Below are 14,024 nucleotides of genomic sequence, written 5' to 3'. Positions count from 1 at the left end.
CACAGCGGGAATCACTCGCCCCTCGGCCGAGAAAAGCTTCAACCCATTCCACTGCGGCGGATTATGGCTGGCCGATATTTGAATGCCTCCGGCCGGCGATTTCATCTGCTGCACGAGCACCCCGGTCGTCGGCGTCGCCGCTATGCCGAAATTCACAACCTCGCGCCCTAGCTTGCTTAATCCTGTGCTAAGTGCCTCCAGCAGCATCGGCCCGCTTTCGCGCCCATCGTACGTCAGCACAATCGGCCCGGGCGGCAGCGTGGAAGCAAACGCCGCGGCATAGCGCACGGCTATTTCCGGCGTCAGGCTTTCGCCCACGATGCCCCGCAATCCGGAAACGCTGATAATCGGCTCTGACATGGCTTCGCGCTCGTTGGCCCAATTTATCCCTGGTATCGCTGACATCCATCTGTACACTGGAAGGTGTTCCATTATTCCCGCGATGATTCATGGTTGCTATCCCACAGCAAACCACCCAAACCCCACAGACGCTTTTCAACCGTTTTCAACGGTTTATGAGTCCCTTTTGGCCCGTTTTTCACCGTTTTCACCGTTTTTCGCTTCGACATAATCCCAGCATCAACATCTTTCTACAGCCATGTCGTTCGATCTGAACTCCATCTTACGCGCGCTCGACGAAGCTGCCGCCGCCAAAAAAATCACGGCCGATTCCGTAACCATGATCCGCCGCTGGCTCACCGAGCCGCGCTACGCTGATTACGCCGGCGAAGTGGCCGCCCACATTGCCGCCGGCCGCTGGAAAGAATTGGACGACGCCTTTTGGACCGTCATCCCCTTCGGCACCGGTGGCCGCCGCGGCAAGATGTACCCCATCGGCTCCAACGCCATCAACGACCGCACCATCGGCGAAAGCGCCCAAGGCGTGGCGGATTACGTGGCCGAGTGGTTGAGGATGAATCTAGATCCAAAACAGCGATCAGCCGAGGCGTTCTCTGCGTCATTCCGTGAGCACGCAAATACCAATCTAATTGATAACGAAATTATTTCTGCGAAGCTCGAGAAAACCGGCGTTCCAATTAAACCCTCACCCCTCACCCCTCACCCCTCACCTCTCTCCTGCGCCATCGCCTACGACACCCGCCACAACTCACGCCACTTTGCCGAATTGTGTGCCGAAATCATGGTCGCCGCCGGCTTCAAAGTTTTCTTTCTCGACGGCTTTCGCAGCACGCCGGAACTGTCGTTCGCCGTGCGGCACACCAACTCCAGTTGCGGAATCATGGTCACGGCCAGCCACAATCCCCCCAGCGACAATGCGGTAAAGGTGTATTGGGCAGGCGGTGTGCAAGTGCTGCCGCCGCACGATAAAGCCATTATTCAGCGCGTGATGAACGTCGACGAAATCCGCCGCACCCCGTTTGCCGCGGCGCTGGCCGCTGGAAAAATTGTCTACTGCCAGGCCGAACTCGATGCCGCTTTCATCGCCGCCGTCCACTCGCAATCGCTTCTCCCTCTCCCTTTGGGAGAGGGTCGGGGTGAGGGTGCTGCCTCCTCACCCCTCATCCCTCACCCCTCACTCCTCTCGTCCCTCAAAATCATCTACTCGCCGCTCCACGGCGTCGGCGCTTCGGCCGTGTTGCCCGCGCTCAAGGCCGATGGCTTTACTGATGTCGAACTCTTCGGCCCGCAAGCGGAACCCAACGGCGATTTTCCCAACGTTCCCAATCACGTTTCGAATCCGGAAAATCCGGCTGTCTTCGATAGCATCATCAGCCGCGCCCAGCAAACCGGCGCCGATGTCATTTTGGCCAGCGACCCCGATTGCGACCGCCTCGGCGCCGCCGCGCCACTGTCAATGCAGAAGGCGGAAGGCAATGGGCCGAAGGCAGAAACAAGTGACCAATCTCAAACCGTCATTCCCCATTCCCCATTCCCCGTTCCCCATTCAACCTGGAAGCCCTTCACCGGCAACCAACTGGCCGCCCTCTTGGCCGAGTACGTGCTCTCCGCCCGTAAAGCTGCCGGCACGCTTTCGCCACAGCATTACGTGGTAAAAACTTTGGTCACAACCGAAATGGTCCGCCGCATTGCCGATCATTTCGGCGTGCAAACCCACGGCGATTTACAGGTGGGCTTCAAATGGATCGGCCAGGAAATCGACGCCGCCGGGCCGGACCGCTTCGTGTTCGGCTGCGAAGAGTCGCACGGTTACCTCGTCAGCACCCACGTTCGCGATAAAGATGCCGCCGTGGCCGCCATGCTGCTGGCCGAACTGGCCGCCACTTGCAAGGCCCGCGGAAAAACACTGCACGAACAACTCGATGCCCTCTTCTGGCAATACGGCTACCATGCAGAAATCCAATTTTCGCTGACGATGCCCGGCGCCGCCGGCATGCAAGATATGCAAAAACTGATGGCCCGTTTTCGCTCCGCGCCGCCGACGCAGCTTGCCGGTCACAAGATTATTCTAGCGCGCGATTATCTTTCGCTTACGCAATTTGCTCCCGGCCAATCGCCGCAAAAATTTATCGGCCCGCCGGGCGACATGGTCATGCTCGATTTAGCCGCCGCGGGAAACTACGTGGCCGTGCGCCCCTCGGGCACCGAGCCGAAAGTGAAGTTCTACATGTTCACCTTCGAGCCCGCCGAGCAAATCGCTAATCTCGATGACACGAAGGCCCAATGCGCGGCCCGCCTGGAAAAAATGCAGGCCGATCTGTCCGACTTCGCCCGTGGGTGACAGATTCACTTCACGTCAGATTTACTGTCGGGCTTTGCTTCGGCATTGTCCCCAAATAGTTTTTCGATTTGCTGCCCCAACCCTTCGCCGTGATCGACGGAAATCACCTTTCCGTCCTTACCGACCACGAACGTCGTCGGAATGCCTACAATGCCAAACTTCTCGGCCAGCGGGAACTGCATTTTGCCGTCTTTTTCTTCCCCCACCACGTTCAGCCACGGCAGCTTTTCTTTATCCAAAAATTCACTCAGGTCGCTGCTTTGTTCGTCCAAATTGACGCCCACCACTTCCAAACCCTGGTCGTGATATTTCTCGTACAGTTCCTTCACTTCCGGAATCAACTCGCGGCATGGCCCGCACCACGTGGCCCAAAAATCGACCACCACCACCTTCCCTTTGTATTGCGCGATGTCGAACTTGCTCCCCTCGGCGGTCGTTCCGCCCACTTCCATGGGCTTGCCAACCCATTTTGCGAGGTCTTCCTCCGGCGAGTCGGCATGTGCTAACTTTCTGCCATATCGCGACAACAGCGGATCACTGCTGGCAGCGAACAATTGGCCGAAGTCAGCCAACCATTTTTTGGCCGCTTCGTCGTCCTTCATCAGATTGATGATGTGCACCGTCGCCGAGGCAATCCGCAAATCTTTGGCATCCAACGCCTGGCCTTTCAGCGCCGTTTTAATTTCCTCCAGCAGCGCAGGCAATTTGCTTGGATCCAAATCGTCGGCCTTCAGCGCCCGCTGCTCTAAAACGTAAAAGGCGGCATCGGCGGCGATTGTTTTGTCCGAATCGGTTGCATACTTCACGGCCAGCTCAGCCAATTTTGCATCCGCGTCCGCGGCACGTTGTTTACCTTCATCCGAATCGTAGGCGGTGTCGGCCTGTTGATGCAGCCCATCCAAAAGATTCAACACGGCAAACGTGCGCAACTCGCCTGTCGGATTCGTATCCAGTATTTGTTGAGCTGCCACGGTCATGCCTTCACCAAACCCGGGCCGAGCGCGGATGGAATCGGGCGCCTCTTGCATTCGCTCGATGTAGGCTCGCAAATCGTCGGCCGACATCCCCTTGCGCGGCAAATACGGATTGATTTTCGGAGTCGCTGCCTCGGCCGACGTGCTTCGTCCAGCCGGCTTCTCAGCCGACGTGCTTTGTACTGCAGATTTTTCTGCCGCGGGCTTGGAATCCGTCGCGGCATCGTCCGCCCAAGCTGTCAGGTTTATGCTGGCCACGGCCGCTGCTAAAGCGACCACTACCCACAGCGTGGGTCGAAAAGATAGGAACATGGCTGCTTTCTCCGTGGGATTAAAAGGCCGGAATTTGAGCAATTCTCCGTCCGTATCAAATCCGGGTCAAGCGAGCATGTCCAAATCGCGGCGGCACGCTAAACTTCCTAGGAGGCCAGCGTCTCTCTGCCGCCCCAAAAATCGCCGTGAAAAACACGCCCCCATCCAATCCTAACGCAGATTCCGACAATCAGCCCGACATGCCCCAGGAGGCTGTTTCTGGCGGCTTTGAAGCGGCGCTGGCCAAAGTCCGCGAGTTTCCTACCACTCCCGGCGTGTACTTGATGAAAGACGCTGCCGGCCGCGTCATTTATGTGGGCAAGGCAAAAAATTTGCGGGCTCGGGCGGGCAGTTATTTTTTGAAGGCTGCCGCCGAGGAGCGCCGCACCGCCGACTTGGTGCGCGAAATTCACGACATCGATTTTCTCGCCGCCGACAGCGAAGTCGACGCCCTGCTAGTCGAAGCCCGGTTGGTCAAGGACATTCAACCTAAATTCAACCAAGAATTGAAAGACGATAAAACCTTTCCGTACTTAGAAATTTACACGCGGGAAGATTTTCCCCGGGTCGAATTCACGCGGGAGCCCAGCAGCCGCGGCACCAAGCTGTACGGGCCGTTTGCCAGCGCCGGCGGCTTGCGCGGCGCCATCCAAGTACTGCAAAAGATATTCAAATTCCGCACGTGCAGTTTAGACATTGACGATGGCGACGAAAAATGGCGCTGGTTCCGGCCCTGTTTGTTGGCGTCCATCAATCAGTGCACCGCTCCCTGCAATTTGCGCATTTCTAAGGACGACTATCAGCGCGACATTCACCGCTTGCGGATGTTTTTGGAAGGCAAAAAAGCACAACTGCTCGATGAAATGAAAGCCGAAATGCAGCTGGCCGCCGCCGAGTTGCGTTTCGAAAAAGCAGCCCGCTTGCGCGACGAAATCCATCTGCTGGAAACGCTCGACAATCGGGGCGAGCTGGACGAAAACGTGCAGCCCGAGGTGTTTTTCATCGATCCGAAAAAGGGTTTGGCCGGGTTAAAGAAAGTACTCAAGTTGCCGCACACGCCGCGGACGATCGAAGGCGTCGACATTGCACACTTAGGTGGCGACGAAACTGTAGCCAGCCTGGTGCAGTTCATCGACGGTTTGCCGTTCAAGCCGGGCTACAAACGATTCCGCATTCGCGGCGTGCAAGGTGTCGACGATTTCCGCAGCATCCACGAAGTCGTTTCACGCCGCTTCGCCAAATTGCACGACGACGGGGAAGTGTTTCCCGATTTGCTGCTAATCGATGGCGGCAAGGGACAATTAAGCGCCGCCCTGGCCGCATTTGCCGAACTGGGAATTCAGCCCCCAACGGTCATTTCCATTGCTAAACGGGAGGAAGAGCTGATTATACCCGGGCAGGACGAACCGCTCCGTCTCAGCCGCCATGCTTACGCGCTGCGATTGTTGCAGTACGTGCGCGATGAAGCCCACCGTTTTGCCCAGCATTATCACCATTTGCTGCGGCGTAAATCGACGCTGGGCGAATAGCCACGTTTTCGGCCGCCCGAACACAAAAGCCACTGGCCTTCTTCCATATTCGGGCATTCTTCGTTCTAGAATTTTGCTGCAAATTCCTCGTTAGCCCCTGCTGGGCGTGAATAAATCCCCGAGGAATCAAGGCGCACGAGCGGTTTTCCGCGGCTAAAATTTTTTTTGCCCCAGGTACTTGCCAGAACAATTACGCTTGCTAAACTGTCGCTCCGTGGGAAAACAACCCATTTATGGTTATTGATAGCCATTTTAATGGGGAATGTACCCAATTCGTGAATCAACCCTTTGAACGGACTCGTACACGGACCATGGTTTCGGTTCATCCCCATGCCTGCTTCACGATACTTTTTACAGGGCGAGTTCACCCGCACGTTCGACGAGCGGTATCGGCTGTCCATTCCACAAGAGTTGGCCGAAGGTCTCTCCAAGCAAGGGACCGACTTCGTGTTGGTCAAGGAACGGGCCGGTTGTCTCAGCCTGTGGCCCTTGGGGGGTTGGCGGCAACGGCTGCAATCGGCCGTCGATTTGCTCCAGGCCAAAATGAAAGCCGGCAGACTGGAAGGACGCCTGACCGAAGTGCAATCGCTAGGACGGATGCTCTCCACGCGGCACAAGGAGGTACCTATGGCGGGCCGCGGGCGATTGCTCATCCCCGAAGGGTTTCGCGAGTTTTTGCAAGTCCAGCCCGGCGGCGATGTCATCGTGGTCGGGGCCGCCGTGTGTGTCGAAATTTGGAATCCCGCCGCCTGGCGCACGCATTTGGAAACGCAATTGCCAGGCTTCCAGCAGTTGTTCGATCAACTGACCAGTTGAATCTTCGCGGCATTTTTTCCGGACCAAGCTTCGTGCTTAAAGCGTCTGTTGTTTTGCTCGCAACGCCATGCCCGGTTTGAAAGGGAACCCAGATAATCCCTGTCCGTGTCACCCGGTCGGGAATTAATTCTCCAGGGATTGGGCTCGTTGGCACGGATGCCAATTTTCCCTCTTCGCCGGGCATGGCTCTTTTTCTGAAAGCAGCATGCGGTTTGGTTTTATGGAAGTGCCCGCGACTCGGGGCGCGTCAGCGAAATTCCGCTCCGGAAAATTCTGTTACTCAGTTTGGTATATTTTCACGATGGTACATTTTGGCAGTTGCCACGGTATTGCTGTGCTTATCTGTTTGGGCAATATATCGCCATGCGGAGTGGCCCAGTTCGGCAACCAATGCTACTTGTACTAGAACACACACTTGAGTGGCCAGCCGCCAACTGATTCTGTGGGCACGATTTTTGCCTTGCCGAATGGCGAACGATCCCACGACACAAACCACCAAACCAAGGGCGGCAAATGCGTAAAGCAAGTTGGCTATTCCTGCTGAATGCTTGAGCAACGTTGTCACCGGTAGCAGCAGGTGAGTGTCCCACATTACAACGGAGATGGCCTGCGCCCCCAACAATCCGAAGAACAGACCGGCCCCGATGAAGGCCCCGGTCAGAGCGCGCCCGTAAACAGAACCGCCGAGTATGAAAATGGGCACCACCCGCACGAACATCAGGGCTGATAAGGCCAGCGGGGAATCGCTAAACGTCGGCTCAATTAACCAGGCCAATAGGCACAGTCCAATTAACAACAAACGGTCTGCTCGGACAAGAGTGAAATCATGAACTGCTCGCCAGCAGACAGAGGATTCGGGTCGCTTAATTGGCTGTTGACGGGCGGGCGATTGTTCGATTTTGACCCTCGCCTCATCAAGCATCTTTGAAGTGCCTTCGGCAGCTGGAAACGCTTCGGCGGAAGTCACGGATTTGAAGTTAGGTTCTGCGCCGTCCAGCTCGCGCCGCAATGCGAGCGAAAGTTGGAACACCTGGTCAAGGAGCGCTTCGGGAATACAGTCTCCATTTTTCTTGGCGGCTTTCAGGACCTCATTGGCTTCGTTGAGAAGTTCCTCGTCACTGATCCTATCTTTAGTTTTCATCTGATTAAAATTCCGGTGCTAAACAGCCCGTTGACTGGTGCCACCAAATGCAGTCTGAACGGGGCAGAAGTTCTCAGTCTGGCTTACGCCGCCCCACCCATTCGTCTTAGTAGTGGTTAGACCCCACTTAAAAGTAGTGCATGTGGTGCGCAAAGATTATTAATTACTCAACAGAAATCAGATTAGGCTGACGACTTAGGGGGCTTTTTCCGTTAATGTGCTTTTTTCCGTCAAAATCGCCGACACAGCCGAATTGACGAAACCTCCGCGATGGGCCAAAACGCTCCCGGCGATTTAGTCCGGAAAAAACTCGAACAGAAACGTGCTTCTTACGGAAAATAATGACGAATTACGATTGGGCCGGTTCGCTCTGCAGCATCACGTACGCCATCCGCAGTTGGTGCAACAAATCGTCGAACAGTGCCGTTTCGTCGGCGGTGCGGTTGCCGGTGGTTTTTTCTTCCAGCATGCCCAGCGTGTCGATGTAATGCTTGGCCTGTTTCAGCCGCAGTTCGACTTTGCCGGTGATCGGGTTGGGCACTTGCCCCAGGGCAATCATCGCCTGCGTGGCCAGCGTGGTGCACAGAAACACGAGCGAAGCCGGCGGCATGTCGACGTCGGGTATGTCGGCGTTTGGTGTTGATCCAACGGATTGCCGATCCGGCGGCGTATCAGATCCCCCGACAGAGTCGGGGGTTTGGGAACCGGCTGTGGTCGATTGCTGCGTTGCGGGTCCGGCTTTGGCCGCTTCTTTTTCCGCCTGAACTTGCGATTTCCAATCTTCGTCAATAATGATTTTCGGCTTATCAGGCGTGTCAGCCATGATTACGGTTCACCCATTCTGCCTTCTGCCTTCTGCCTTCTGCATTATCCTGTCGTGGTCCACTGTCCGGTGGCGTGTTTTTCCACGGACGCCCCCACAAATCCGGCGAACAGCGGGTGCGGCTCGGTCGGCTTGCTTTTGAATTCCGGATGGAATTGCACCGCCACAAACCACGGATGCTCCGGCAGTTCGATAATTTCCACCAGCGAATGGTCCGGGCTGGTGGCGGCCACAAGCATCCCATGTGCTTCAAACTGCGTGCGGTAGGCGTTGTTGAACTCGTAGCGATGGCGGTGCCGCTCGAAAATGGTTTCCGCGCTGTAGCACTGCATGGCTTTGCTGGTCGGGTCTAAATGCGCTTCCTGCGCGCCCAGCCGCATGGTACCCCCTTTGTCGGTAATGGTTTTCTGCTCGTCCAACAAGCAAATCACCGGATGCGCGGTATCTTTGTTGAACTCGGTCGAATGCGCGGCCTTCAGGCCCGCCACGTTGCGGGCAAATTCGATCACGGCGCACTGCATGCCCAAGCAAATGCCCAGAAACGGAATGCCGCGTTCGCGGGCAAAGCGAATCGCTTCCACTTTCCCCTCAATGCCACGCTCGCCAAATCCGCCGGGCACCAGCACCCCATCGAAGCCGGAAAGCAACCGCTCCGGCCCGTCGTGTTCGATCAACTCGCTTTGAATGCTTTGGATGCGCACTTGCGTTCGGTGATGAATGCCGGCGTGATCGAGCGCCTCGTAAATCGATTTGTAGGCGTCGCGGTGTTCGGCATATTTGCCCACCACGGCAATGGAAACCTCGTGCTCCGGATTGCGCAGCCGGAACAACAGGTCGCGCCAATCGTCAATTTCGGCCGGCGGAGCACTCAGACCCAGCCGTCGGCAGATGAAATCGTCCAGTTTGTTTTCTTTCAGGCTGAGCGGCACTTCGTAAATCGAAAAATCTTTGTCGCGTTCTTCGATGACCGCTTCGATTGGCACGTTGCAAAACAGCGCCATCTTCTCGCGGTCTTCCCGAGAAAGTGCCCGTTCCGTGCGACACACCAACACGTCGGGCTGAATACCGATTTGCCGCAGCAAACCGACCGAGTGCTGCGTGGGCTTGGTTTTCAATTCGCCGGCCGCTTTCAAATACGGTACCAACGTCAGGTGGATGTACAGGCAGTTTTCTTTGCCCACGTCGAGCGCAAATTGCCGAATGGCCTCCAAAAACGGCTGGCTTTCGATGTCGCCTACCGTACCGCCGATTTCGGTAATCACGACGTCGACGGTGTCGTCGGCCAATTTGTGGATGACGCTTTTAATTTCGTTGGTGATGTGCGGAATCACCTGCACGGTTTTGCCCAAAAACTCGCCGCGGCGCTCTTTGTTGATGACGCTCAGGTAAATTTGGCCCGTGGTATAATTCGAATCGCGCGTCAGCGGGCTGTGCGTAAACCGTTCGTAATGGCCCAAGTCGAGGTCGGTTTCGCTGCCGTCGTCCAATACGTACACTTCGCCATGTTGGTAGGGGCTCATCGTGCCCGGATCGACGTTGATGTACGGATCCAGCTTTTGCATCCGCACCGACAGGCCTCGGCTTTCCAGCAACAGGCCAATGCTGGCGCTGGTTAAGCCCTTGCCCAGCGAACTAACGACACCCCCGGTCACAAAAATGTGCTTGGTCATGGCAACATCCATTGCTGAAGAGTTGAATTGCGTCCTGCATCCACCACAGGCATTGAACGCGCTGCGGAGCGGCGCGTCAATCGGTCTGCAAAAACTGCGAAAAAATCAAGCCCCGGGATATTAAGATTTTTTCTCGGCACTGGCAGCGGCCTTTTCTTCGACGATTTCGATCTGATCCGTGTCGTCCACTTTAATTTCATACTTTTTTTGATAGGTTACTATTTTCCCCGTGACGCGAATTTTCTTTTTCGCGAACAGTTCCGCCGGTTTCGCGGTCGCCGGATTGACCTTAAATTTGTCGACCCCGGCCTTGCTGATAAACGCTGTAAAGCCGGCCGGGTCGCTCCGATCGGTCGTCGAATTTAAAAAACACACGCCGCTGTCCAATTCGCGGGCCGCCGCCACCGTAAATTCCACAATCACCTCTTGTCCTTCGTAGTCTTTTGCGTCTTCCGGCTTAATGACCTTGAGCGTGTTTTTCGCGGCGTCGCCTTTTGCAGAATCGGCCTTGGCGGCATCGCCGGGTGCATCGGCTGCAAAGCACATGGCAGTGGAGAATAGTGCCACCGTCAGTGCGGCGATTCTGGATGAGAATCTGAAATTGACTGCCATCTTAAGACTGCGGCACATGCAGAAACTCCTCGAGAAAAGAATCGAACTGGACACACCAACCGCTTGTATCCAATCCTTTCATTTTCGATTGCGGCGGCTTTCTCGACAAGCCTGTGCCAGATTTTTGTGAGTGATGCTGTTGCTCGCCTGCTGCCCGTTTCTGCCTTTACCGCCGCTGCCTACTGCTTTTCCCGCCAACGCTGCACAAAAGCCGCATAATCGGCCAGGGTATCGATGCCGATGGTCGGCTCATCGACCACGCCTACCAGAATGTCCTGCCCATGGTCTAGCACCCTCAACTGCTCCAAATTTTCCAGCCGCTCCAGCGGCGTCCGCGGCCACCGGGCCAATTGCAGGAGAAAATCGCGACGATAAGCATACAGCCCCAAGTGCTGAAAAAAATGCGGCGGCTCCGCCGAAAGCAAATCGTCGCGCCACTCCCGGGCATGCGGAATTGCCGCCCGGCTGAAATACAGCGCGCGGTAGGCAGCAGGCGGCAGGCGGCAGGCGGTGGCTTCGGGCTCTCGTTCGTTTCTGCCTTCTGCCTTCTGCCTTGCCTCCGTCAGCACCACCTTCACGCATGCCGGGTCGTGCAGCTTTTCGCGATTGCGAATCGGCGTGGCCAGCGTCGCCATATTCACGGTCGGATGTCGTTCCAGCAGTTCCACGACCAAATCGATGGCCGCGCCCGACAGTTCCGGCTCGTCTCCTTGCACATTCACAAAGATGTCCACATCACTCCACTGCCCAGCCACTTCGGCAATGCGGTCGGTTCCGCTCGCGCAATCCGGACTGGTTAAAAACACTTGCCCGCCAAAGCCGCGCACCACGGCGGCAATTTCCTCGCAATCGGCGGCCACACACACTCCGCCGGGTCGCTTCGCTTGCTGAGCCGCTTCGTAGGTGTGCTGAATCAGCGGCTTTCCGGTTTCGCACAGCAGCAACTTCCGGGGCAAGCGAGTGGATGCCAACCGAGCCGGAATGACAATCCGGCTGCGAAGCGCCGGCCCGTGGTCGCCGATGACGCCGGGCTCAAAAACCGCATTGACCGGCGAAGCCGAATTGTGGCCCACGATCGACATAAGCGGCTCCTCCATGAGCGAATCGCTGCATTTTAGCCGGAAAACAGCATTTTCAGACAGATCAACGCAAATACGCGGGTTTTGTCGGGCATTTTCGCTCCCGCAAACCCAATCAACCTTTTTGGCGGCAAAAAGATAGAATATGCTTGTAGGTTCGGTTCAGGCGGTACTTTTTGCAGGAGATCGCTGACATGTGTGGCATTGTGGGTTACGTGGGGCAGTCCGAGGCGGTCGATTTTCTCATTGAAGGCTTGCACCGCTTGGAATATCGCGGCTACGACAGTTCCGGCGTCGTCACCATCGCGCCGCAGGGAAAATTCGCCGTGGTCAAAACCACCGGCCGCATTGATTTCCTCGAAAAAAAACTGGCCGAAACGCCAGCCCCCGGCCGCATTGGCATCGGTCACACCCGCTGGGCCACGCACGGCGCGCCCAACGATATTAACGCCCATCCACACGTCGGCGGCCAGCAGGTGCTGGCCTTGGCTCATAACGGCGTGATCGAAAACTTCCGCACGCTGAAAGAGCAGCTCGAAAGCGAAGGCTACATTTTCCGCACCGCCACCGATACCGAAGTCATCGCGCATCTGATCGCCAGTTGCCTGGAAAAACAAACTTCGGCAGCCGATTCCAAAACACAGGCCAACGGTCAAACGCCGTCAGCCGGCGGGAAGGGTGGCCGAACCAACGGTCAACCATCTACTCCCGCCGACCCCGCCGATCCTCACGAGCCCCTCATTCGCGCCGTCCAAGATGCCCTGGCCCAACTCCGCGGCACGTACGGGCTGGCCATTATCTTCCGCCAACATCCCGACGTCATCATCGCCGCCCGCCTCGGCAGTCCGCTGGTGATCGGCGTGGGCGAGAACGAACACTTTGTGGCCAGCGATGCCTCCCCGCTGGTCGGCCACACGCAGCGCATTGTCTATTTGGCCGATCATCAACTTGCCGTGGTCACGGCCAATTCGCTCCGTGTCATCCACCGCGACCAGGGGCACATCCAGCATCGGGTGCGAGATTTAGAAGTCGAATCCGGCGAAGTCCAGCTCGGCAATTACCCGCATTACATGCTCAAGGAAATTTTCGAGCAGCCCGAAACGCTGCAAAACGCCATGCGGGGCCGGCTCGATCGCGACGAAGGCACGGCCGTGTTCGGCGGCCTGAACTTGTCGCCCCAGCAATTGCGGCAAGTGAACCGGCTGATTCTTACCGCTTGCGGCACCAGTTGGCACGCGGCGTTGGTTGGCGAGTATTTAATTGAAGAGTTTGCCCGTATTCCCGTCGAAGTGGAATACGCCAGCGAATTGCGGTACCGTAACCCGCCCATCGAGCGCGACACGCTGCTGTTTGCCATCACCCAAAGCGGCGAAACCGCCGACACCTTGGCCGCCTTGCGCGAAGTCAAACGCAAAGGCCATCCCACGCTGGCCATTTGCAATGTGGTGGGCAGCACCATCGCCCAGGAGGCCGACGGCGGCATTTACTTGCACGCCGGCCCGGAAATTGGCGTGGCTTCCACCAAGGCGTTTACATCGCAATGCCTGACTCTGGCGATGCTGGCGTTGTACTTCGGCCGCCTGCGCCACCTCAGCTACGGCGCCGGCATGCGCATCATCGAGCAAATGCAAGAGCTGCCCGAAAAAGTCAAGCAGGCCCTGGAGTGCAACAACGTGGTCCGCCAAGTCGCCTCCAAATACGCTCAGTGCACCAACTTCATGTACCTGGGCCGGCAGTTTAATTTCCCCACCGCGCTGGAAGGCGCGCTCAAGCTCAAGGAAATCAGCTACATCCACGCCGAAGGGTATCCCTCGGCCGAAATGAAGCACGGCCCCATCGCCCTGGTAGACGAGCACACCCCCACCGTGTTTGTCATTCCGCACGGGCAAGTGTACGAAAAAGTGATGTCGAATCTGGAAGAAATCAAAGCCCGGGGCGGCCCGGTCATCGCCATCATCAGCGAGGGGGACAAGCGTGTGGCGGAATTGGCCGACGACGTGATTCAGGTCCCCGACGTGGAAGATTTTCTCCAGCCCATCGTCAGCGTCATACCGCTGCAATTGCTGGCCTACCACATTGCCGTGCTTCGCGGCTGCGATGTTGACAAGCCCCGCAACCTGGCCAAAAGCGTCACGGTAGAGTGACGTGCGGCAGGTGAGTGGTGAGGAAGTAAGGGGTGAGCGGGGCGTGGAAGCCAACAGTCAGTGGTGAAGGGTGACTGGTCAGTCGCAAGCGATCAGATACCGTTGCCGGCCGTCGTCCTCGCCCCTTTTCGGCTTTGCTCTCAGCATTCATACTGCACCGTCTAAAGATTGCGGCTCCCGTCCCAATCGCCGCCTCACTTATCCTTCACCTTTCACCCCTCAC

At 56.9% G+C, this 14,024-nt stretch carries 11 protein-coding genes; 4 read left to right on the top strand and 7 right to left on the bottom strand.

The genetic code is table 11. The annotated features are described in order from the left end of the window. Positions 1-360, bottom strand: a 360-nt coding sequence (locus tag VMJ32_09145; protein HTQ39184.1) for a phosphoglucosamine mutase, incomplete at its 3' end; no start/stop codon positions are given. Positions 361-598: 238 nt separating this feature from the next. Between VMJ32_09145 and VMJ32_09140 the strand changes: the two genes are divergently transcribed. Beyond that, on the top strand, positions 599-2,701 hold the full coding sequence (locus VMJ32_09140) for a phospho-sugar mutase (GenBank protein HTQ39183.1): 2,103 nt from the start codon (positions 599-601) through the stop codon (positions 2,699-2,701). 5 nt (positions 2,702-2,706) lie between these two features. On the opposite strand, the gene VMJ32_09135 is transcribed toward VMJ32_09140, so the two are convergent. Next, on the bottom strand, positions 2,707-3,987 hold the full coding sequence (locus tag VMJ32_09135) for a TlpA disulfide reductase family protein (GenBank protein ID HTQ39182.1): 1,281 nt from the start codon (positions 3,985-3,987) through the stop codon (positions 2,707-2,709). Between the two features lie 200 nt (positions 3,988-4,187). On the opposite strand from VMJ32_09135, the gene VMJ32_09130 reads away from it, so the two are divergent. Beyond that, positions 4,188-5,516, top strand: a complete 1,329-nt coding sequence (locus VMJ32_09130) for an excinuclease ABC subunit UvrC (protein ID HTQ39181.1) — start codon at positions 4,188-4,190, stop codon at positions 5,514-5,516. A gap of 330 nt (positions 5,517-5,846) precedes the next feature. Continuing rightward, positions 5,847-6,332: a division/cell wall cluster transcriptional repressor MraZ gene (locus VMJ32_09125; GenBank protein HTQ39180.1), complete on the top strand. Its 486-nt coding sequence runs from the start codon at positions 5,847-5,849 to the stop codon at positions 6,330-6,332. A 280-nt stretch (positions 6,333-6,612) separates the two neighbouring features. Here the strand turns inward: VMJ32_09125 and VMJ32_09120 are convergent, their stop codons facing one another. The 5 genes from VMJ32_09120 to kdsB all read right to left on the bottom strand — a co-directional run bounded on the left by VMJ32_09120 (position 6,613) and on the right by kdsB (position 11,660). Then, entirely contained in the window at positions 6,613-7,473 is an 861-nt protein-coding gene (locus tag VMJ32_09120; protein HTQ39179.1) for a hypothetical protein, read from the bottom strand. 349 nt (positions 7,474-7,822) lie between these two features. Continuing rightward, positions 7,823-8,296 carry a DUF1844 domain-containing protein gene (locus VMJ32_09115; protein HTQ39178.1) on the bottom strand — a complete coding sequence of 158 codons (474 nt, stop codon included), beginning with the start codon at positions 8,294-8,296 and terminating at the stop codon, positions 7,823-7,825. A gap of 44 nt (positions 8,297-8,340) precedes the next feature. Further along, positions 8,341-9,966: a CTP synthase gene (locus VMJ32_09110; GenBank protein ID HTQ39177.1), complete on the bottom strand. Its 1,626-nt coding sequence runs from the start codon at positions 9,964-9,966 to the stop codon at positions 8,341-8,343. Positions 9,967-10,086: 120 nt separating this feature from the next. Beyond that, positions 10,087-10,512: a hypothetical protein gene (locus VMJ32_09105; protein HTQ39176.1), complete on the bottom strand. Its 426-nt coding sequence runs from the start codon at positions 10,510-10,512 to the stop codon at positions 10,087-10,089. Positions 10,513-10,757: 245 nt separating this feature from the next. Next, positions 10,758-11,660: a 3-deoxy-manno-octulosonate cytidylyltransferase gene (kdsB, locus tag VMJ32_09100; GenBank protein HTQ39175.1), complete on the bottom strand. Its 903-nt coding sequence runs from the start codon at positions 11,658-11,660 to the stop codon at positions 10,758-10,760. Positions 11,661-11,851: 191 nt separating this feature from the next. On the opposite strand from kdsB, the gene glmS reads away from it, so the two are divergent. Beyond that, complete coding sequence (gene glmS / locus VMJ32_09095; protein ID HTQ39174.1) at positions 11,852-13,801, top strand: glutamine--fructose-6-phosphate transaminase (isomerizing); 1,950 nt, start codon at positions 11,852-11,854, stop codon at positions 13,799-13,801. The last annotated feature ends 223 nt before the right edge of the window (positions 13,802-14,024 follow it).

The organism is Pirellulales bacterium, assembly GCA_035499655.1.
Taxonomy (GTDB): Bacteria; Planctomycetota; Planctomycetia; order Pirellulales; family JADZDJ01; genus DATJYL01.
This window is presented reverse-complemented; position numbering and strand designations above follow the sequence as displayed.